This is a genomic window from uncultured Actinomyces sp. (assembly GCF_963526355.1).
GTDB lineage: Bacteria > Actinomycetota > Actinomycetes > Actinomycetales > Actinomycetaceae > Actinomyces.
The window spans coordinates 1-21158 of record NZ_CAUROW010000037.1 but is presented as its reverse complement, the minus strand read 5'-3'; the positions used below and the strand labels follow the sequence as shown (position 1 = coordinate 21158).

Annotated in this window: 18 protein-coding genes and 3 pseudogenes; 11 read left to right on the top strand and 10 right to left on the bottom strand. The window is 62.9% G+C overall.

Annotated features, from left to right (window positions below):
* From RWR81_RS08555 to RWR81_RS08520, 6 genes and pseudogenes are all read left to right on the top strand, one after another.
* Positions 1 to 747 (top strand): annotated as a pseudogene (locus RWR81_RS08555) (IS1634 family transposase); the annotation flags it as partial.
* Positions 748 to 753: 6 nt separating this feature from the next.
* Positions 754 to 1122: a transposase gene (locus RWR81_RS08550; RefSeq protein WP_314456827.1), complete on the top strand. Its 369-nt coding sequence runs from the start codon at positions 754 to 756 to the stop codon at positions 1120 to 1122.
* The gene (locus tag RWR81_RS08545) at positions 1119 to 1745 is read left to right on the top strand and encodes an IS3 family transposase (protein WP_314456825.1); all 627 of its coding nucleotides are present in this window, start codon (positions 1119 to 1121) and stop codon (positions 1743 to 1745) included. Before RWR81_RS08550 ends, RWR81_RS08545 begins: the two co-directional genes overlap by 4 nt.
* Before the next feature lie 58 nt (positions 1746 to 1803).
* Complete coding sequence (locus RWR81_RS08540) at positions 1804 to 2109, top strand: integrase core domain-containing protein (RefSeq protein WP_314456823.1); 306 nt, start codon at positions 1804 to 1806, stop codon at positions 2107 to 2109.
* Between the two features lie 126 nt (positions 2110 to 2235).
* A pseudogene (locus RWR81_RS13670) lies at positions 2236 to 3816 on the top strand (IS1634 family transposase).
* A 57-nt stretch (positions 3817 to 3873) separates the two neighbouring features.
* Positions 3874 to 4005: a hypothetical protein gene (locus RWR81_RS08520; RefSeq protein WP_314456815.1), complete on the top strand. Its 132-nt coding sequence runs from the start codon at positions 3874 to 3876 to the stop codon at positions 4003 to 4005.
* Positions 4006 to 4767: 762 nt separating this feature from the next.
* Here the strand turns inward: RWR81_RS08520 and RWR81_RS08515 are convergent.
* The 10 genes and pseudogenes from RWR81_RS08515 to RWR81_RS08470 form a co-directional block, all read right to left on the bottom strand.
* The gene (locus RWR81_RS08515; RefSeq protein ID WP_314456813.1) at positions 4768 to 5994 is read right to left on the bottom strand and encodes a class I SAM-dependent methyltransferase; all 1227 of its coding nucleotides are present in this window, start codon (positions 5992 to 5994) and stop codon (positions 4768 to 4770) included.
* The gene (locus RWR81_RS08510) at positions 5991 to 7070 is read right to left on the bottom strand and encodes a glycosyltransferase family A protein (protein ID WP_314456811.1); all 1080 of its coding nucleotides are present in this window, start codon (positions 7068 to 7070) and stop codon (positions 5991 to 5993) included. Before RWR81_RS08510 ends, RWR81_RS08515 begins: the two co-directional genes overlap by 4 nt.
* 438 nt (positions 7071 to 7508) lie before the next feature.
* Complete coding sequence (locus tag RWR81_RS08505) at positions 7509 to 8630, bottom strand: medium chain dehydrogenase/reductase family protein (protein ID WP_314456809.1); 1122 nt, start codon at positions 8628 to 8630, stop codon at positions 7509 to 7511.
* A 525-nt stretch (positions 8631 to 9155) separates the two neighbouring features.
* Positions 9156 to 9935, bottom strand: a complete 780-nt coding sequence (locus tag RWR81_RS08500; protein ID WP_399498267.1) for a transposase family protein — start codon at positions 9933 to 9935, stop codon at positions 9156 to 9158.
* A 198-nt stretch (positions 9936 to 10133) separates the two neighbouring features.
* Positions 10134 to 10514, bottom strand: a complete 381-nt coding sequence (locus tag RWR81_RS08495; protein WP_399498266.1) for a hypothetical protein — start codon at positions 10512 to 10514, stop codon at positions 10134 to 10136.
* Positions 10515 to 10769: 255 nt separating this feature from the next.
* On the bottom strand, positions 10770 to 11198 hold the full coding sequence (locus RWR81_RS08490) for a hypothetical protein (protein WP_314456807.1): 429 nt from the start codon (positions 11196 to 11198) through the stop codon (positions 10770 to 10772).
* Positions 11199 to 11331: 133 nt separating this feature from the next.
* Positions 11332 to 12324, bottom strand: a pseudogene (locus RWR81_RS08485) (IS481 family transposase).
* Between the two features lie 126 nt (positions 12325 to 12450).
* Positions 12451 to 14004, bottom strand: a complete 1554-nt coding sequence (locus RWR81_RS08480; RefSeq protein WP_314456805.1) for an MFS transporter — start codon at positions 14002 to 14004, stop codon at positions 12451 to 12453.
* A 69-nt stretch (positions 14005 to 14073) separates the two neighbouring features.
* Entirely contained in the window at positions 14074 to 14928 is an 855-nt protein-coding gene (locus tag RWR81_RS08475) for an inositol monophosphatase (protein ID WP_314456803.1), read from the bottom strand.
* A complete protein-coding gene (locus RWR81_RS08470; RefSeq protein ID WP_314456802.1) occupies positions 14925 to 16394 on the bottom strand; it encodes an amino acid permease in 1470 nt (489 codons plus the stop codon). Before RWR81_RS08470 ends, RWR81_RS08475 begins: the two co-directional genes overlap by 4 nt.
* Before the next feature lie 80 nt (positions 16395 to 16474).
* On the opposite strand from RWR81_RS08470, the gene RWR81_RS08465 reads away from it, so the two are divergent.
* The 5 genes from RWR81_RS08465 to RWR81_RS08445 form a co-directional block, all read left to right on the top strand.
* Entirely contained in the window at positions 16475 to 18139 is a 1665-nt protein-coding gene (locus tag RWR81_RS08465; RefSeq protein ID WP_314456800.1) for a DUF2079 domain-containing protein, read from the top strand.
* A complete protein-coding gene (locus RWR81_RS08460) occupies positions 18132 to 18656 on the top strand; it encodes a CrcB family protein (protein ID WP_314456799.1) in 525 nt (174 codons plus the stop codon). The genes RWR81_RS08465 and RWR81_RS08460 overlap by 8 nt, the downstream gene beginning before the upstream one ends.
* Entirely contained in the window at positions 18653 to 19126 is a 474-nt protein-coding gene (locus RWR81_RS08455) for a CrcB family protein (protein WP_314456797.1), read from the top strand. Before RWR81_RS08460 ends, RWR81_RS08455 begins: the two co-directional genes overlap by 4 nt.
* Before the next feature lie 282 nt (positions 19127 to 19408).
* Positions 19409 to 20254, top strand: a complete 846-nt coding sequence (locus RWR81_RS08450; protein WP_314456795.1) for a thioredoxin domain-containing protein — start codon at positions 19409 to 19411, stop codon at positions 20252 to 20254.
* Positions 20255 to 20419: 165 nt separating this feature from the next.
* On the top strand, positions 20420 to 21158 hold a 739-nt coding region (locus RWR81_RS08445; protein WP_314456793.1), incomplete at its 3' end, for an ROK family protein.

The window sequence follows — 21158 nt, the reverse complement described above, 5'->3', positions numbered from 1 at the left end:
GGGAAGGAAATAAGGCTGAGACCTCCACGATCATCCCCATCGTGGAGGCCTTCCAGGCCGCCCACGGCATCGCCGATCTCGTGGTGGTCGCCGGGCGCCGGTATGCTCTCGGCCACCAACCTGGCGGCCCTGGATGAGGCGAGGCTGCGGTTCATCGTCGGGGCCCGCACTACCCGGGCCCCAGGCGACCTTGAGGCCTACTTCCACTGGGTCGGGGACGCCTTCACCGATGGGCAGCTGATCGACACCATCACCCCCAGGAGGGGCTCCAGGAGCCAGCGCGACATCAGCAGTCGTCGTGAGCCGGTGTGGGACCCGCACACCCATCCGGGCTCGTGGAGAGCGGTGTGGGCCTACTCCAAGAAGCGAGCGGCCCGGGACAACCAGACCCTCACAGCTCAGGCCAATCGCGCCCGGGCTGTCATCGCCGGCCAGAAGCATCCTAAGGGCACGCGTTTTGTCACCGTCCATCAAGGCGATCAGGTCCTTGATGAGGCGTCCATCGCCAGAGCCCGTTCCCTGGTGGGTCTCAAGGGCTACGTCACCAACATCCCGTCCCGCCTGATGGGCGCCGGTGAGGTCGTCTCTTCGTATCACGAGCTGTGGCACGTCGAGGCCTCTTTCCGGATGAGCAAGCACGACCTGAGGGCCCGACCGGTCTTCCACCACACCCGAGACGCGATCGAGGCTCACCCGACCGTAGTGATGGCCTCCCTGGCCGTAGCCCGCTACATCCAGGACGCCACCTGACTCATGACACCTTGGTGGGTTGTGTGGGGTGCGTGGTGTTTCTCGGACTGGGGGAGTTTTTCTTCCCTTGAGTCGATAGGATGGATACCATGCCAGCAGCGAGATACTCCGAGGAGCTCGGCGCAGGTGGTGCGTGAAGTCATCGAGAAGGAACGCACCATCTCCTCGGTCGCCTCGTCGTATGACCTTGTCCCCCAGACGGTAGGTAACTGGGTCGCCAGGTACAGGAAGGAGCACGCCACCGACCAGGACCGCAAGAAGGCCTCCGAGTCGACTGAGATAGCGAAGCTGAGAGCGGAGGTCCGTGAGCTGCGTCAGGAGAATGAGTTCCTGAAAAAAGCAGCCGCCTGGCTTGCCAAGGAACGACCGTGACCGAGCGCTACGAGCTGATCAACCGCGAAGAAGGCCATTATCCCATCTCCTCGATGTGCCGGTGGTCCAGGGTATCAAAATCAGGGTACTACTCCTGGCGCGACCGGCCCCAGTCGCAGACCATGGTCAGGAGAAAAGAACTGGCTGTGATGGTGAGGGATGTATTTGAGGACTCCGATGGTACCTACGGGTACCGACGAATCCAGGTGGTCCTGGAGCGGCGCGGTGTGCGGGCCGACGGGGCCACGATCCGCGCCATCATGCGTGACCTGGGGCTGAAGGCTGCGCAGCCACGGGCGAAAGTCCGAACCACCGTGCCGGCCCAGGACCTGGGTGAACGGCCGGACCTGCTCGGGCGGGACTTCACCGCAGATGAGCCCGGCAGGAAGCTGTGTGGGGATATTCCCCCGCAAGCGGGAGGTGCCCCCTCCTATGTCAGGACGTGGGCTGGGTTTATCTATCTTGCGACCGTTCTGGACTGCTGCACCAAGAAGGTCGTGGGTTACGCGATGGCCGACCGCATGCGTACCTCCCTGGTGTGCCAGGCCATTGACATGGCGGTACGCAGGTGCCCGGTTGAGAGGGGTGTGACAGTCTTTCATTCGGACCGAGGTAGTCAGTGAGGCTTATTCACAGGGCAAGACAAAGAGCCCCTGACCTGGGCAAACGTGGTTGATTGACGTGTCTGTGAATACCCCTCAGTACACGTCTCAGAGGTTCTTGGATCACCTCAAGGGTTATGAGATTCGTCCCTCGGTGGGACGTACGGGGGTGTGCTGGGACAATGCGTGGGCGGAGTCATTCAACGCCACGCTCAAGAATGAGAGGGTCCACCGAATGGTGTACCCCACGAAGGATAAAGCGGTCAGTGATATTGCCTCGGGGATCGAGCTGAGATACAATCATGTCCGCCTTCACTCAGCCCTGGGATACCGCACCCCGAACGAGGTCGAACGCGAGCTCCCGGACTTAACTAAGGCAGCCTGAAACACAAACAAGCACTGCCCGAAAAACACCCAGCAGTCCAGTGGGTGGGTTGGTGCAAGTTTTCGTTGGTATTACGGAGTCGGTGGTCTGGTAGTGGGGCACTAAGAGCCCGTATGGTGTGATGGTGTGAGCCCGTTTGTGCGTAAGGTCAGGACCGCGTCGGGGGCTACGGCGGTGCAGATTGCGGTCAAGGAGGGCGGTGTGCGCCGGATCGTGGAGCACCTGGGCTCAGCCCACGATGAGACCGAGGTGGCGGCCCTGCTGGAGGTCGGGCGGCAGAAGATCGCCGCCCGGCAGGGTCAGGGGCTGCTGGACCTGGAGTCCCTGGAACCAGCGCCTGGACGCACCGGCCTGGTGGACCCCACGGTGGAGACCAAGCGCTCGGGCCTTTTGTGGGACGTCCTGCACGAGGTCTACACCCGCCTGGGACTGGGGGACGCCACCGGGGGTGATCGGGCGTTTGAGCAGATGGTTCTGGCGCGCTTGATCGAGCCGTCTTCCAAGGCCCAGGTTCCCCGTGTCCTGGGTGATCTGGGGCTGGAGCCGGTCAGCGTGCGGACCTTGTTCCGCTCCCTGGGGCGCTGCGGGCAGCGGGGCTACCGTGAGGCGATCTCCCAGGCCCTGTTCGAGCACGTCACCGCCAGTGGGGGTCTGGCCCTGTGCCTGTACGACGTCACCACGCTCTACTTTGAGGCCGAGCGTGAGGATGATCTGAGGCGGGTGGGTTATTCCAAGGACAGGCGGGTCGACCCCCAGATCATCGTGGGCCTGCTGGTTGACCGTCATGGTTTCCCTCTCCAGGTCGGCTGCTGGGAGGGGAACAAGGCTGAGACCACCACGATCATCCCCATCGTGGAGGCCTTCCAAGCCGCCCACGGCATCGAGGAGCTCGTCATCGTCGCCGACGCCGGCATGCTCTCGGCCACCAACCTGACGGCCCTGGACGACGCCCGGATGCGGTTCATCGTCGGCGCCCGCCAGGTCCGCGCCCCAGGCGACCTTGAGGCCCACTTCCACTGGGAAGGCGACGCCTTCACTGACGGCCAGGTCATCGACACCATCACCCCCAGAAAGGGGCTCAAGGAGCGAGCGGCATAAGAGTCTCAAGGTCGAGCCGGTATGGGACCCGGTCACCCATCCGGGCTCGTGGAGGGCGGTATGGGCCTACTCCAAGAAGCGCGCGGCCCGGGACAACCAGACCCTAACCGCTCAGGAGAACAGGGCCAGGGCCGTCATTGCCGGCGAGAAGCGTCCTAAGGGCACCCGTTTCGTCGCCGTCCAAGCTGGTGAGGCCACCCTGGATGAGGCCTCCATCGCCAGAGCCAGGTCCCTGGTGGGCCTCAAGGGCCACGTCACCAACATCCCCGCGCATCTGATGGATGCCGGTGAGGTCGTCTCCTCCTACCACGAGCTGTGGCACGCCCGGGCAGTCCTTCCGGATGAGCAAGCACGACCTGAGAGCCCGCCCCGTCTTCCACCACACCCGTGACGCCATTGAGGCTTACCTGACCGTGGTCATGACCGCGCTGGCCGTAGCCCGCTACCTCCAGGAGGCCACCGGTATTCAGCATCGCCAGGATCGTGCGCGAGCTACGCCGCCTGCAGGAGGTCACCATCAACCTCAACGGCCACCGAATCACTGCTCAGCCCCAGCTCACCCAGACCGCAGCCGGAATCCTCACATCCCTCAAGCCCTCAGGACACTAAGGCGTCAGGAGTCAGGGCTACATCCAGGACGCCACCGGGATCAGCATCGCCAGGATCGTGCGCGAGCTACGCAGCCTGCAGGAAGTTACCATCAACCTCAACGGCCACCACCTCGCAGCCGCACCACGTCTGACCGACACCGCCAACGACATCCTCACCGCCCTGAGCACCCCACCCCCGGCACACTAAGCGTCATGAGTCAGGCGGCGCCCTGAAAATGGCTATCTGGCAACGAAAACGAACAGGGGAGGACCTGACGGGCCTGGTGCACCACTTGCAACCGCGGCGTGCAGTACCGGTCCATCCGCTACGGGCAGGCCCTATCAGACTGCGACGCCGTCGCATCAGTAGGGTCCCTTTCGGCTTCGCCCTGGCCGAGGCACTCAACTCGCTGTACAAGGCAGAGCTGATCCGCAACCAGGGACCTTGGGAGGACATCGACGCCGCCCGTGGTCGCCACCGCCGAGTGGGTCCACTGGTACGGGCACCATCCGGCCTCAGTCCGCCATCGGCATGCGTACCCCCGCCGAGTACGAGGCCGCCTGGACCCCAGACACCAACCACGACCACCACCGCCAGGAATAACCACAACCAGCCACCACAAAACCCGGGGCTTGACACTTCCGCCCGTCCCGATCCAGGGCCGTGGCCCAGTGCTCGCTCTTACCGACCCCCTGCTTCACGGACCACCTCACGTAGGACCTGGGTCGAGCTCGTCTGAGTACTTCGCTGCTGGCATGGTCTCCATCCTATCGACTCAGGGGAAGAAAAACTCCCCCAGTCCGAGAAACACCACGCACTCCAGACTTTGCCGCCCCCCTGAGGTCCGACACACCCCATCTCGGCCCTATCAACACATCCCCGCCATCCCAGCACTCAGGCCACCAGCGCCTCCCTCCGGTGAGAAAACCTCAATGCACATCTTTAATGACTTCCAGATTAGTACAAATATCATTTCAACATGACATCAGGTACATAATGCAGCCATCGGCCGCCACTCTTTCTGAAGGTGTCCTCCTTCGTAATAATCTCCTCAGCATGGTTCCACGCTAGTAGAAGGTAGACATCAGGCAGTTTGTCGTCGGGACCGGGGAATGCGGCTACCGGGATATGCGAGCCAGGCGTTAACAGTCCTTGTTTTTCGGGAGTCGTGTCGTAAATGACTGGAAGAAGGTTGGGGCCAATTCCGCAGTAATTCAGGAGTGTCGCACTTTTCGCTGTGGCAGCGTATCCGGCTATGCTCTTGCCGCTTGAAGTCAAGCTGTAGAGCATATCAACAAGCCGATCGCGACGGTCGCGCACGCGATCAGCAAAGGCAGCAAACACATCGAACGTCCCGAGGCCAAGCGCCAACTCATGTCGAATATGCATATCCACCGCATCTTTCCTTGCGCGCCGGCCTTTGCGCGCAAGGGTATATCGTACCTCACCGCCATGTACACCAAAACGGTCTATATCGATAAGTTCGAAACCCCAATTATGTGCCATAAGGTCTACAGTGGTAGCCGAGAAAAAATAGAAATGCTCATCGTAAATCTGGTCAAAAGCTGTACGAGATATAATATCACCAATATAGGGGTCTTCAAAAATGAAAACACCGCTATTCGATAGCACGGTATCGATACCACGGAAAACGTCATCTAGGTATGGTATATGACACAAGGTGTTAGCGGCGAAAACGAGGTCCGCCGGCCCATGTTCGGCGCGAATTGTCACGGCGGTGCGTTGTTCGAAGAAGTCGTGCAGCATTAAGACTCCGCGCTCAGCCGCACGCTCTCCAGGGATCCCGGCTGGGTCGACGCCGAGATGACGTATGCCCGCCTTGGCAAAAGTGGAAAGCATCGTTCCGTCGTTGGCGCCGATCTCAATCACGAACGGGTCAACGTCAGAACAGTATTGTTCACATAGGCGATGCGCTGTTCGAGTGAAGTGCTCCGTCATGTGCGTCGACGATGATGTGAAGAAAGGATAATGTGCCGTAAACATCTCGTCGCGCGGCACTTCGTCGACCAGTTGCACCATTCCGCAATTATCGCATCGACAGACTTTGAGTGTAAATGAATACTCCGAGTCGGTCGTGTCAGGCGCACGGAAGGTGTTGGACAATGGCTGACGTCCAAGATCAAGGAATTGCTGTGCGTTTCCACCGCAGATGCGGCACCTACAACAAGCAGTCACGACACTACCCCGTTCGACTCGTCATACGGTGGTTGACCACCAAGAACTTCAGAAAAAAACTTCTGTTGTCTTATCATTTCCTTTTGAAATGTCCTCTCGTAGCGGCGTGCGTGTTCCGTTGTCATCACAGCGATGGGGAGTCCCACCGTCCATCCTTCATTGGAGGGAATTACAAGCGGGGGGATCCATCGATGGCCAGCTTCCTTGAGATGTGTACGTATAACTACGTCAGGTACCCCGTCAGAGTAGGCCCAGCCTTCAGGATACACCAGTTCATGGATATCAGTGAGACGTCGATAGCAGGCAGCGAGATCGGCAAGGCAGGCGTCCATAGCTTCAGCGTAGCGACGCTGGTCAGTTAGACGACGCACGGCACTCCGGGCAGCGCGGGGGTCGTCAAACACAGCAAGGCGGTGTACATGGCACTGCCGAAGCGTATGCTGGCGTGAATCGGGACGTTCGACGATAAACGCCGTAGAGGTAAGAGTTGTGGCCACTCGAACGCCAGCGTCTGCCATCCGCAACCAAAGATCCCAGTCTTCCAGGCCGATCTCGCTTTCGCGCCATCCACCGGAATATTGGAGCACATCTCGCCGGTGCGCGACACAAGAATTCTCAAAGAGAGGGTTTAATACCTGAACTACAGGATGCCAGAGGAGCGAGACCGGATGGGCACGCGAAAGTAAGGCGCCGTTAAGGCTGATTTTTGTTGCTCGCACTGCCGCAAAGTCGGCTCCCTGCAGTAGGAGCATGCGCAACGTAGACAGGTGATGCGGGCTCCATTTGTCGTCGTGGTCAATGTAGGCAACCCAGCGACTCTCGGTCGTGGCCAGAACTTCATTAGTCGGTCCAGCTTGAAAACCATAGTGTTCACTACGGTGCACGTGCACCCTACGGTCAAATCTTGCGTACTCGCTGGCAACAGCATCGGTATCGTCGGTCGATCCGTCGGACGCAATTATTAGTTCAAAATCTTCAAACTCCTGGGCGAGCACGGAATCGATAGTCGACCGCAGTGCGGAACTACGATTCCAAGTCGGACATATGACGGTAAATGAAGGCAAAACATCTCCCATACTAGCCTCGAGTTTTCATGTGTTGGGGCGGTGAAAGTGGGGGGAGGAGGCTTATTCACAGGGCGAGGCAAACAGCCTCTGACCTGGGCAAAAACAAACGATCGTCGTGACTGTGAATAACCCTCAAGATGCTCCTTTTCCTAAAATAATGCGTATTGTCCAGCTCTGTGTATGACCAGGAGACGAGCAGCTTCGTGGCGAAGATTACCGGATTGTACCCGGTTGTGGGTACGGAGTCCGGGGATGTTCTGCAGGGGGTCGGTTGGTTGTCTGTTCTCTAACGGGTCTGGTGTGTTGGTGCGGCATGCCCCGCACGGTGACGATGAAGACGTTTAAATCCGCCCCGTCACCAGCGAGCTCACACCGCCATGCCATCCTCCACCACAACCGCCCTGTCGCGCCAGCCCTTGATGAACAACTCCCTACAGCTTCGCAATATCACTTGCCAATCTCAGGCATTCGAACTACGCATTTTCCTAGTCTACTGCTGTCGAAAAAACTTCGATTAAGATATTTGACCACGTCATTGTATGCATAGACTTCATCAATTAAAGGTCCGACTCTGGTAGCCTCAAAGAGGTGCACTGCACGTCTGAGATCATCCCGGTCGCCCAAACAGTTCCCGATGATCTGCAAATTTTTAATTATGCAGATCTGGAGCGCCTCTAGTACTTCCTTACCATACTTCTCCGCCGACATTTTGGTATACATTTCTGGATGTTGATTCACGAAACCACATGTAACGTATGTGCCGTCAGTCTTGAGAATTTGAGTTGCCTTTAGAATGTTCATGTCGCAGTATGGGTCGATTACATGTGTGAACGCTGAGTCAAAAAGATCACCCAACGAATTTTCTTGAGTAACACGTACGACAGTAGCGGGACTTATATTTTCGATCTCTTCTCGTGACCATTCTGAGGTTGTGAAACAGGTTGGAATAAACCCATGTTGGATAAGTAGCCTGATCACAAATAACGAGGTTGTCGATCGAGCGCTCAGTACGGCAACATTTCCGCCAGAGAAAAGAACGCCAGACCTTCGAATCAGTGCCATTGCTGTCTGTGAACCCAATGAAAAACTAGCAGCCTGCTCATCTGACATGCTATCTGGAACTCTAATGACTTTCGCTTGATGTAATCGAAGCCATCCCTGAGAAACAAAGTTTGTCGGTACGCCTGGAGATGTTCCCGGCGCGGGCGGTACTGGGAATGCGCAGTCACACATAATACGGTCGCCAGGGGAAAACTCGCTCACAGAACTTCCCACGCATTCTACTATCGCGCAAAACTCCGACCCGAAAGGCGCAAAGGACTTGCCCTGTTCGAGATTCATCAACAATATACCTTTGTCTCGATAATTGCAGGACATAGTCGCGACACGTGCGAGCAAGTATTCGGCATCACGTTCTGATTCGGGAGTAAAAGAAGGTTTAACATTTCTGGTTATACCAATATATGCCTCGACGCTTCCGAAGGAAAGACTTCCAAGTTTCAAGAAGGAAGTATTTTCGATCTTATTATCTGCTAGACCCTCTGAGGTAATCGCGGCGAATCCGAACATTTTGATCTCCTTGTCAAACTATAAGCCTCGGCGCTCCAGAACCAGTTACGCCGGCTTCATTATAACATAAAAGCAAATAATATATTGAATTTTCGCTCGCAGTAGTATGGCGGTCTTTGACGAGTTTTCCTTGGTTTGGTGTGATTGGTAGGTGGTCGAAATCGTAGTCGAAAATGCGGTTGATGATGTATAGCGGTTTTTAGAACGAGGTCATTTTGTGAGTCGTTAGGGGAACTCCTTTGACTGGATGAAGGAGGGGTATTCACAGACACGTCAATCAACCACGTTTGCCCAGGTCAGGGGCTCTTTGTCTTGCCCTGTGAATAAGCCTCAAGGTCTCGAATGTTTATCGGGTTTGGGTAAATGTGGCTCTCTGGTGGTTACTGATACTGTCCTTGGTTTTTTTCAGACGTGCTCGATGGGGATCTCGTCGGAGCTGTGAAGGTGGATCCTCTTGAGATTCTTAACGGTCCTGAGGCTGTTTCTGAGTTTTGCCGAACGGTGTCAGGAGGCTTTGAGGCTTATTCATGGGGTGTATGTGAATATGAGTCCGAGGACTGCGGTGATGGTTTCCGGGAAGGTTTCCAGTGGTCTTCTGTAGCCGGTGTGCAGGACTCTCCAGGTCTTGATGTTCGCGATGACTCTCTCGATCGTGTAGCGGACCTGGTTGACTGTCCTGTTACAGGCCTTGTCGTCGGGATGGAGAGGCAGGTTCGCAGGTTTTCTCTTCGGGGTGATCATGCCCAGCCCGATGTAGCCCTTGTCTTCGATATGCTGCGGCGGTGAGGCCCCTTCCGGCAGGTCGACGGCCAGCACGTCGAGCAGGCCGGAGCGGCGCAGGGCCTCGACATCGTGCGTGCACCCGTCCTGGGGGTCGGACACCCACGCCAGGGTCCCTGACTGGGTGCAGGCGACCTGGACGTTGAGCCCGGTGGTCCTGTGCCTGCCGGAGTACAGCTCGGGATGGTCCTTCCAGGACCAGCACTCCAGGAGGGTGCCGTCCACGATCAGCTGCACGCTGGGGTCCAGGTCCTCCACCGTGGGAACGTTGCTGTTCAGGGCGGCGGCGATCAGGGGCGTGTAAGCGCCGATGACTCGTGAGGCGGTGGGCTGCCAGATGCCGTAGAACTCGGCGAGCAGCTCCTGGCACGGGTTGCGTCTTAGGTAGGTCAGGGTCAGGCGCACGCACAGGAACAGGCCCAGCACCCTGGCTCCGAGTACCGGCAGGTCGGGATTCTGAGCGTAAATGGTCTCGCACAGGTCCAGGACCTCACGGCGGGGAATTCTCGTGCTACTATTCGTCATGGTGGTCTGTCTCCTGATTGATTGGCTTCAACACCAAGGATTCTCTCAGGAGCAGGCCGCCGCCTCGCTCAGCGACACGCAATTACCGATAAAACCCCTATGAATAAACCTCAGAGATAGTTCACTGAGATCTGACGACTGCGGTTTTGTTGTAAGTATGCTATAACTTCAGTTGATACCATTACTTCAGCCCACGATTCAACTATCGAAATGCGCATCTATAGCCCCTCCCCACAGCATGCGCTGCACATCGAATACGTTATAGTGGTAAGGTGTGTCCTCTTCAGCCTCTGCAAGGCTGAAACATCTTGTTTCACCATTCTTGATATCGCTAAACGAACTTGGTCCAGGCTTCCTATCGCGTGGTCCGAAATAGAACAGCGTCCCGCTCGGATTGGTAGATCCTACACAGAGCAAGTTGTTATAATCGTCATAACTCACCTTCGCCTTGCCATATGTCCCGTAGTCGGTGGGACCGAACGAGTTCGCTGACACGGGCGACGCGAACGCTAGCCCCCCAATAATAGAAACTGAGCCGATGGCCGCAATCTTGACAAGGCTTCGCTTCATGAATCGCACGGGGGTCTCCTACCTTGGTTGGGTGCTTCAAGTCGGACATGACGTCATGCTTGCCGTTGCACGACAATGATACCTCGAAAATATTACGAACGGTAGGGGGCGACGAGACTCATCAGGAATACCCGTGAAGGAGACTCGGTGCCTCACGTAGTGTCAAGCTCTGGGTTTTGTGGAGGCTGGTTTATCTGGCGTCGGCGGTTGCTGGCCGGGGTTGGCTGATGGTCTGCTGGCCGACGTTGTCGGTTGGGGTAGGCATCAGGGGTCGGCAAAGTCGGTGGGTGAGGGTGGCTGAGCGTTGACAGGGGTGGCGTGTCGCTGGGACGGGGGCGCGGACCCCGTAGAGACGATGAGTAGGGCTTCCTCTCGTCGGCCGGCTGCAGCAGCGATGAGGATGTCACCAAGGCGGTCGAGGGCGCCCTGGACACCCTGGCCGGCAAGACAGCGCAGGACGGCGTCTACAGCTACAAGTCGATCATGACCGACATCGGCTCGCACGCTCCTAATGCGACGGTCGTCGCTGTCGGCTACCCGCACCTGTTCCCCGAGCAGGGCGGTTCCGGCAGGCTCCTCCAGAGCCGTTGCCAGAGCGTCACCAAGGTGGACCAGCACTGGATCAGTGCCAAGACCGACGAGCTCAACGCGACGCTCAAGGCCGCCGCCCTGCGCCACAGCCGGCGCCGTCATCAGCACCCTGGGGCGTCGCCAACCGGGCAACCCAACCGGCCCAGCTGCCCGACGCCGAGGCTCAGGCCGCCAACGCCCGTCGCGTGGCCGCGGTCAACGTCTCCCGCGACGGAGAGCGGATCAGCCTGGACGCCTAGCTGTACTGATCGGGGAGGTTGGTTAGGCGGGTGATGGGTGGGTGGCCTTGGGTGGCGGTGTGGGGTCGGTGGTGATTGTAGAGGTGCAGCCATGCGGGTAGGGCCTGGCGGCGTTGGGTCTCGGAGGTGTAGTGGCGGGCGTAGGCCCAGCCGTCGGCCAGGGTGCGGTGGAAGCGCTCGATCTTGCCGTTGGTCTGGGGGCGGTAGGGGCGGGTGTGCTTGGCCTTGATGCCCAGCTGCTGACAGGCGGCTTGCCAGGCCTGGGAGCGGTAGGCAGAACCGTTGTCGGACAGGACTCGCTCTACCCTGACTCCTCGTGCGCTGAACCATGACACCGCGCGCTGGAGCACGCCGACAGCGGTATCGCCTTCTCATCGTCGTGGATCTCGCTGTAGACCACGCGGGAGTAGTCATCAATCACCGAGTGCACGCAGGCGTAGCCCATCACCGGTCTGCGGCTGGCCGGGCTACGGGCCTTGCCGGGGGTGGAGGCGCGGTTGCGCGCGCCCTGGCGCGCACCGACGTAGCGCCATCCACCACCGTCAGGGATGTTGCCGATCTTCTTGACGCCGACATGGACGATATAACCGGGGTAGGGGCGCTCGTAGCGGCGCACGACCTGACCGGTGGCCCGGTCGGTGGACGACAGGCGGTTCAGGTACGCGGCTCGCAGGATGCGGTGAACGGTCGAGGCCGCGACCCCGGTGCGGGCCGCGAGCTGGATGGGCGCCTCACCCGAGGCGCATGCGCAGCGAGACGACCCGCTTGACCACCGCCTTGGGTATGGCGGTGGGGGCACGAGCGCGGACGGCTGGAGCGGTCGGTTATGGGCTGTGGCCGGCCCTGTACCTGTCGGCCCACTGCTTGACGGTGGGCCATGAGCACTGGAACCGGGCAGCAACCTCGCTGACGGGCCAGCCCTCCTCGACCACCGGGCGGGCGACCCTCACGCGAGCACGCGGGGTCAAGGCTGCGTTAGCGTGAGACATGAGGAGAGAACCTTTCGAGTCTGGCTGATGGAAGCTGCAACACCTCCACTCAACCAGCCCAAGGCGCTCTCCTCACCTCAAAGACTCAGATCACACCCCCTCAACCAACCCTCCCGACCAGTACACCTAAGGTACGACCGCGCGGGAGCCGCGGCCCCGGCCGGGCACGGTCAGGGCCAGGTAGATCGCGACGGCGAGCATCGCCACGGCTCCTACCCCGAGGCTGACGGTGAGACCCGCGTCCATGGCGGCGCGGACCAGCGACGCCAGGTGGGCGCGCGCTCCGGCCGGCATACCGACCGCCCAGCCCTCCAACGCCCGCAACCCCTTGCCGGAGGCCACCAGGGAGATGAGGCGCTCCCGATCCGCCCCGCGTCCCAGGACGCCGATCTCCAGCGACGTGGTCATCACCCGCCGGATAACGCGCTCGTAGCTCACGCCCACGACCGCGACCCCCATGACGATGCCGAGCTGGCGGGCGGCGGCGGAGAATCCCGAGGTCATCCCGGCGGTGCCCTCATCGGCCGAGGAGACCGCCAGCTGGTTGACGATCGTCCCGGTGGCCCCGGTGGCAGCCCCCGCCAGGATCAGACCGGGAATGAGGACCAGCCAGGTGCTTGACCCGCGCAGGAGCATGAGCAGGCAGGAGCCGACGACACCTCCCAGCACGATCCCCAGCAGGCTCGCCCTGGCCCCGTGGCGTCGGACAGCTCCCCCGCAGGTGGCGGCCACGATGAGGGCGGCGGCGCTGAAGGGCAGGAAGCACAGTCCGGTCTGGGCCGGGGTGAGTCGGTAGATGTTCTGCGCGTACAGGGACAGGAAGGCCATCGGCCCGATGAGGGCCGCTTGGATGATGAAGCCGACTATGACACTGCCGGCGTAGATGGGTTCAGTGAGGATCGAGACGTCGACCATGGGGTCGGCCGATCGTCTCTCGGCGACGCAAAAGGCGCCGAACAGCACCGCCGCGCCGGCCAGCAGGGAGACGACCGCAGGCGAGGTCCACCCCCACGTGTTGCCCTGGAGGAGCGCCAGCGTGAGCGCCCCCGTCATGGCGACACACAGTGCCGTACCCGGCCAGTCGACCTTCCTGGCTGCTGCGTCTGCCGCAGCGGAGCCCTGGTCGGCACCGGTCTTGGGGACCCGGCGCGACCCGAGCCAGACCGCCAGGCCCACCGGGACGTTGATCCAGAAGATCGCACGCCAGCCCGCCAGCAGGACGAGTCCTCCGCCGATGAGCGGCCCCAGAGCGATGGCCGCACCGGAGACCGCCCCGTAGACCCCGATCGCCCGGGCTCGGGCGGGACCGGCGGGGTAGCGGTCGGAGATCATGGGGATGCCGACCCCCAGGAAGATCGCGCCGCCCACCCCCTGGATGAAGCGGCTCCAGTCCAGGACACCCACCGACGGCGCCAGCGCGCAGGCCAGGGAGCCGGCTGTGAACAGGGCGACACCCCAGCGGAAGAGGCGCAGTCGCCCGACCGATCCGCTCAGTGTCGCCGCCGACATGAGGAGGGTGCCCAGCGGCAGGGTGTAGGCGTTGACGACCCACTGGAGCTCGCTCAGCGACGCGCCCAGTGAGGCTCCCATGTCGGGAAGCGCGACGGAGACGACCGTGACGTCCAGGACGTTCATGAAGTTGGCGGTGCAGATCAGCAGCAAGATGAGTGCCTGCCTCACATGGCGCACCTTTCGCGAGGGTTCTCGGGTGGCGGCAAGCGCCTCACACCTAAACGACCGCTACAAAGGTTAGCACCGGTCAGGGCTGAGATACTCCAGCACCTCGGCGTGGGCCGCGGGGCTGCCCACGAGCAGCGACCCGGCGCGACGCACGTCGAAGGGCGACCCGTCCATCCGGGTGAGAACCACACCGGTCTCGGCGCACAGCAGCGCAGCGGCCGCAACGTCCCAGGGCTGGAGCAGCGGCTGGGCGTAGACCACCGCACCACCCGCGGCCACCTCCGCCATCTCCAGGGCGGCAGCCCCGTAGCAGCGCATGCCACGCGAGCCCTCGATGGCCCGACCGATCCCCACGTGCTGAGTGAGCTGGTAGTGGGCGATGACCATTCCCTCGCTCAGAGGGAGGTCATCCACCGGCTCCAGAGCCCTCGACAGGACACCGGCGGAGCCCGCAGCGTCCGCACTCACCGGTTCCACCCGCGCGCCCCTGCCACGGATCGCCGTGTAGAGTCGGCCGGCCACAGGGTCGGCGAGAACCGCGAGGACGGGCACGCCGTCGTCGACCAGGGCCAGCGAGATGGCCCAGTCGCGATGGGTGGACACGTAGTTGAGAGTCCCGTCGATGGGATCGAGCACCCAGGCCCGGCCCCGGTAGGCCTCGAAGTCCTCGACGCGGTGGGCCTCCTCGCCGTGGAGGGGGATGCCGGTGGTCTCCAGGTGGTGGGCGATGCGCTCCTCGACGCCGCGGTCGACCTGGGTGACCAGGTCGTTGCGGTGAGCCTTGGCCTCGATGCGCAGCTCCTCGCCCGGGTCCAGGGCGAAGGCCGCCGCCTGGCGGACGGCGCCCACCGCCTGGGCGAGCAGGTCCTCCAGGCAGGCCGACGACGTCGGAGCCGCCTTCCGCCCATCACCGAAGACGCTCACGGTTGGAGCTCCTGCTGCCTGACGAGCCGACGACTGTGGACGAGCCAGGCCACCCCCAGCGCCACCAGCCACAGGGGCGAGGCGAAGACCGCGATGCGGGTGTCGTGGGCCTGGGTGAGGGTCCAGATGACGAAGACGAAGAAGGCCAGGCACAGCCAGGCCGCCGCGCGCTCACCGGGCAGGCGGAAGGCGCTGGCCTCGTGCAGCTCGGGCCGCAGGGTGACGAAGCGCAGGTAGGAGGCCACGATGACGCACCACACGAGGATGAACAGGACGCTGGCCACCGTCGTCACTGTCGTGAAGGCCTCGATGATGGACTTGGACGTGTAGAGCAACGGGATCGAGGTCAACAGGAAGGTGCAGGTGACAATGAGGGAGGCACCCGGCACCGAGCGTGCCGTCAGCCTGCGGAAGATGTGGGGCGCGTTGTCCGCCAAGGACAGGCCGAACAGCATCCGGGAGGTGGAGTACACCCCGGAGTTGGCCGACGACGCCGCGGCAGTGAGCACCACGAAGTTGACGACGCCCGCGGCCACACTCAGCCCCGCCAGGGCGAACATGGCCACGAAGGGGCTCTTCTCGGCATTGATCTCCCGCCATGGGGTGACGGCCATGATGGCCGCGAGCGCGCCCAGGTAGAACAGAACGATGCGCACCGGGATGGCGTTGATGGCCCGGGGCAGGGTGACTTCCGGATCCTTGGCCTCGGCTGCGGCGGTACCCACGAGCTCGGTTCCCACAAACGCGAAGATGGCGATCTGGAAGGCCCCGAAGAACCCGCTCGCACCGTTGGGGAACAGGCCTCCGCTCCAGATATTGGAGATCTGGGCGTGAGCCCCGTTGGGTGCCGTGAAGCCGCGCAGCACCATGAGGACGCCGACGACGACGAGTGCCATGATGGCCACGATCTTGATGATGGAGAACCAGAACTCAATCTCCCCGAAGGCCTTGACGGTGGCGAGGTTGAGGCTGAACAGCAGCGCCACGGTCACCATCGGCGTGACCCACAGTGGCAGACTCGGCCACCAGTAGCCCACGTATCCGGTGATGACGATGACCTCGGCCACGGCCGTCACCAACCAGCACACGTAGTAGGTCCAACCCACGAAGAAGCCGGCCCACGGACCGATGAGATCGTGGGCGACATCGGCGAAGGACTTGTAGGACAGGTTGGACAGGAGCACCTCGCCCAGGGCCCGCATGACCAGGAAGAGGACCGCGCCGATAATCGCGTAGACGAGGAACACGCCCGGACCGGCCAAGGAGATCGTCTTTCCCGATCCCATGAACAGCCCGGTTCCGATCGCCCCGCCGATGGCGATGAGCTGGACGTGACGGTTGGTGAGGTGACGCTGGAGCTGGGGCTCGGCGTCATGGTCCGCCAGTTCTTCGAGGTCAGGGCGCTGATGTGGCGCTGAGGACTCGGCCACCGGGGTGGGTTCGGCGGGCTGCGGGGTCTGGGGCATCTCGTCTCCTGATCGTGGGTGACGCCACGAGCCTAGCGGTACCAGGTTCATCCCTGATTCACACGGGTAGGCTCTGCGACGTGAACCTCGCCGTGAACCTCAGGGACCAGATCCGCCACTCGATTCCGGCCGCGATCGTCGTCGTCATCGGCGCCTGGGTGATGATCTACTACTCGCTCGTCCAGTGGCAGACGATGAAACCGGTTCCCAGCTGGGACCTGGCGATCTTCTCCGAGCTGGCCAAGGACTACGCCCACTTCCAGGCCCCGATCGTTCCGGTCAAGGGCGACGGGTTCAACCTCCTGGGCGACCACTTCCACCCGATCCTCGTTCTGCTGGGGCCGATCTGGCGGCTCTTCCCCACCCCCTTGAGCCTGCTCATCACTCAGGACCTGCTGCTGGCGGTCTCGGCCTGGCCGCTGACACGTCTGGCCAGTCGGCTGACGAACCAGTGGGTGGGCGGAGCGTTGGGGCTCGTCTACGTCCTGTCCTGGGGGATGCAGGGAGCCGTGGCGGCGCAGTTCCATGAGATCGCCTTCGCGATGCCGATGCTGGCCTTCGCCTCGGTGGCCTTCGTCGAGCGGCGCTGGGTGGCGGTGGTGGCATGGTCGGCGCCACTGATCCTGGTCAAGGAGGACATGGGCCTGACGGTCCTCATGATCGGCGTGGCCGTCATCCTCACCTCGCTGGTCCCGGCCTGGTACCACAGCTGCACCCTCGGGGACCCCGGTGCTGACAGCGCCGACGAGGCCCGCAACCGGAAACGGGGGCTGCGACTGGGCGTGGGCATGATCGTCGGTGGGATTGCGGCCTTCCTCTTCTCCGTTCTGGTGTTCCTGCCGGCTTTCCACCCCGACGGGGTGTGGGGCTACGGGCTCGGCTCAGGCAACAAGCCCGCCGCCCCCGACGCCCTGACCCAGAAGGTCAAGGTGGTCGTCATGCTGATCCTCACCAGCGGCGTCGTCGGGCTGACCTCGCCGTGGTTGCTCGTGGTCCTGCCCACGCTGGCCTGGCGGTTCCTGGGATCGGTGGACTTCTACTGGGTGTGGGACAACTGGCACTACAACGTCACCCTCATGCCCATCGCGATGGGGGCGCTGCTCGACGTCGTCGCCAGGCGCCGCGCGCGCGGCGCCTATGTGGACGGCCGCCCCGTCAAAGAGGTGGGGAATGATGGTCTGGCCCTCGACGAGCCCCCGACCGATACCGCCGGAGAGGCGTCAGGGGACAGTCAGGACGGCAAGAGCGGCAAGGACGGTCGAGGTTGGCCGCGCAGGCGTCCGATCGCCTATCCCACCTGGCTCACGGTGCCGTTGCGGAGCCGCTACGTAACCGCGGCGAGCATCGTGACGGTGGTGGCAACCGGTATCCTGACCGGCCCGCACCTGCCTCTGTGGAAGGCCACCGACCAGAACTTCAACACGCCCAACGCCCAGACCAAGAAGGATGATCCTGAGGCGAAGCGGGTGGCCACCGCCCGCGAGGTCATCACCTCCATCCCCGAGGGCGCCACCGTGGTCACCGACCTGTCGATGCTGGCCTACCTGGTTCCCCGGGCCGAGGTCTCCTGGATGGGAACAAGCGGTCCCGACAAGGAGTACATCGTCATGAACCGCAACGGCGGAGGCAACCAGTGGAGCACCACAGACGCCGCCGCCTGGGGCGAGCAGCACTCCAAGCAAGGAGCGACCTATACCGTCATCTACAGCAAGAACGGCTACCAGATCGCCAAACGCAATGGCTGAGGCCTCCTGCGAGACAGACCCTGAGATCGGGATCGGGCGCGATCCGGGGTCGGCGCCCACGGCACCAGCCGCTGATCAGGCATCCAATCCCTCTGGCTCAGTAGCCGGGCGGGCGCTCCCGGTGGCCGGCTCACTGACCCTGGTCGCCATGGGCGGCTGTACCGGCACCCTGGTGCGCGCCACCCTTGAGCAGACCTGGCCCGCCGCTCCCGGCCACCTGCCGACGACAACGCTGGCCATTAACGTCGTCGGCGCCCTCGCCCTGGGACTCCTGCTGGGGTCGCTCGGCGAGCGGCGCCCCCGCCTGCGGCTGATCCTGGGCACGGGGGTGCTGGGCGGCCTGACGACGCACTCGACCTTCATCCTGGAGAGCCACCGGCTCCTGGCCTCCGACGGGTCTACCGGCCGTCCGGCCCTCGGCGCTGCCTACCTCCTGGGATCAATGGTCTCCGGGCTCGCGGCGGCAGCCGTCGGGCTGTGGCTGGCCGGCAGGCTGCGTCGCCGGGAGGCGTCATGAGTGGGACCGGAGCCACCGAGCTTCTGGACCGGCTGACCGACTGGCTCCCCCTGGCGCTGGCCGGCGGAGCGGGGGCAGCCTGCCGTTGGCTCGTGGACACGTACGTGAACCGTGCGAGCACCGCCGTGTCAGCATTCATCGTGGAGCGACGCGGCTCCGACGGCCCACAGGCGCCGCGGATGCCCTGGGGCACCATTGTCGTCAATGTGACGGCCTGCCTCCTCATGGGGCTGCTCGTGGGCCGAGCTGGCGGTACGCCGAAACCCGGAGCATGGGAGGCCGCGGCGCTGTCCGTCCTGGGAACCGGCTTCCTGGGCGGCTACTCGACCTTCTCCACGGCCTGTGTCGAGGGGGCACGACTGCTGCTGGCGGGCCGGTGGGGCCCGGCCCTTACCCATGCCGCCCTCATGACGGCGGCGACACTGGGCGCCGTCGGCCTGGGGCTGACCGCCGGCACCGCTCTGCGCTAGGACTGCGCCGGACCGGGTATCCCGACTCAATTTCGACCGATTCTTCATAGACGACACGTATACGTGTCGTCTATGAAGAATCGGTCGAAGTGCGTGCGACGACATCGGTCCAACGCCGATGACCTTCGGTGACATTCGTGAGCGCGCCGTAAGCGGCCCGTGAGCGCCTCGTGAGGTTGGGGCCGCCGCTGAGACGCCTCTGAGACGGCTGTGACGAACCGTGCCCCCACAGGCTTCATCAGAGATGTTGCAGGAAGGCGGTCCTCTGAGAGACTCCCTGCCATGAGTGTTCAGCCGTCTTCTCCACCGTCGACGCCGGGTCAGTCGAGGAGCAACCGCACCGTCGTGGTCATCCTCGTGGTCATCGCTGTCATCCTGGCCGTCATCGCCGCGCTGCTGCTGCACGATGTCTCCTCCCGGCACCACCGAGGCACTGCCGCCACCAGCCAGGCGGCCACCTCCGCCTCGGCCGCAGCCACAACGGTCCCCGAACCCACACCGGCACCACCGGTCCCCGATGCGCAGACCCTGGCACTCATCCACTCCGAGACCCATCGCGACCCCGCCGATGGCCAGGCCAAGGGCAAGGCCGACGCCCCGGTCGTCATGGTCATCTACTCCGACTTCGCGTGCCCCTACTGCACCCAGCTCGCCCAGAAGGTCGAGCCCGAGCTCGCCGACCTGGTGGACCAGGGCACTCTGCGCATCGAGTGGCGCGACCTGGCCCAGATCAGCCCCACCTCACCCCTGGCCGCCCAGGCCGGCCGTGCCGCCGCCAAACAGGGCAGGTTCTGGGAGTTCCACGACGCCGTCTACGCCGCCGCCGACCCCCAGGGCCACCCGGAGTACACGGAGGACTCTCTGGTCACTTTCGCCCAGAAGGCCGGGGTGGCGAACATCGAGCAGTTCCGCACCGACATGACCTCCGCCGAGACCGTTGCCACCGTCACCGAGGCCACGAATCACGCCCACTCGATCGGCATCACGGGCACCCCGTTCATGATCGTGGGTGAGACCTACATCGGCGGCTACAAGGACGCGAGCTACTTGAAGGCCGTCATCAACAGCCAGGCGGCCAAGGCCAAGACGTCCGGTACCTCCAAGGCCTCCGCGACCCCGACACTCTGACAGTTTCGTCCCCCTCGTCCCCTCGACTCGCCACCACGGCAGCCCGGAGGACGTTATTCTTCATCCATTCAACTCGCCCTCGACTCATCGGGCGCTGGTTGAGCAGCGACGCGCATGGCAACGTAAGCAAGAGTCGTTATTACCGGATAACCAGGGAGCGAGAGCATGGCACTGAGCATTGGCGTGGACGTCGGCGGGACGAAGATCGCGGCCGGCGTCGTCGACGACGATGGGAAGGTTCTTCGGACAATCCGGCGCGACTCGCCCGCCTTCAGCCGCCAGGCGATCATCGACACGATCACGGCGGTGGTGCGGGGCCTGCGCGAGGACTTCCCGGAGGCGGCCACCGTGGGCATCGGGGCGGCAGGATTCGTCTCCTCCGACCGCAACACGATGGCGCACGGCACCAATCTGGACTGGACGGGAATGCGGATCGGCGACGTCATCTCCGAAGGGGTGGGTCTGCCGGTCGTCGTCGAGAACGACGCCAACGCCTTCGGGTGGGCCGAGGCCCGCTTCGGGGCGGCCCGAGGCAAGCGCAACGCCCTCATCGTGGCCATCGGCACCGGAGTGGGCGGAGCCATCATCGTCGACGGGCACCTGCTGCGCGGTGCGGCCGGCTTCGGCGGGGAGATCGGGCACATCACCGTCGTGCCCGGCGGGCGCCCCTGCGGCTGCGGCCTGCGCGGCTGCCTGGAGCGGTACAGCGCCGGCACGGCCCTGGGCGTCAACGGCTGGGAGCTGGCGCAGTTCCGCCCGGCCTACGCAGCCCGCATCATTGAGCTCTCCGGCGGCGACCCGGAGCACATCTCCGGCAAGGCCGTCACCGCGGCCGCCCGCGAGGGGGATCCGGCCGCCCTGGAGTGCTACGAGCAGCTCACCCACTGGCTGGGGGTGGGACTGG

Coding starts and splice junctions, on each gene's coding strand:
- RWR81_RS08550 (WP_314456827.1), top strand. CDS start 754: ATGACACCTTGGTGGGTTGTGTGGGGTGCGTGGTGTTTCTCGGACTGG.
- RWR81_RS08510 (WP_314456811.1), bottom strand. CDS start 7,070: ATGGGAGATGTTTTGCCTTCATTTACCGTCATATGTCCGACTTGGAAT.
- RWR81_RS08505 (WP_314456809.1), bottom strand. CDS start 8,630: ATGTTCGGATTCGCCGCGATTACCTCAGAGGGTCTAGCAGATAATAAG.
- RWR81_RS08500 (WP_399498267.1), bottom strand. CDS start 9,935: ATGACGAATAGTAGCACGAGAATTCCCCGCCGTGAGGTCCTGGACCTG.
- RWR81_RS08490 (WP_314456807.1), bottom strand. CDS start 11,198: ATGACGGCGCCGGCTGTGGCGCAGGGCGGCGGCCTTGAGCGTCGCGTT.
- RWR81_RS08470 (WP_314456802.1), bottom strand. CDS start 16,394: ATGCCCCAGACCCCGCAGCCCGCCGAACCCACCCCGGTGGCCGAGTCC.
- RWR81_RS08460 (WP_314456799.1), top strand. CDS start 18,132: ATGGCTGAGGCCTCCTGCGAGACAGACCCTGAGATCGGGATCGGGCGC.
- RWR81_RS08455 (WP_314456797.1), top strand. CDS start 18,653: ATGAGTGGGACCGGAGCCACCGAGCTTCTGGACCGGCTGACCGACTGG.
- RWR81_RS08450 (WP_314456795.1), top strand. CDS start 19,409: ATGAGTGTTCAGCCGTCTTCTCCACCGTCGACGCCGGGTCAGTCGAGG.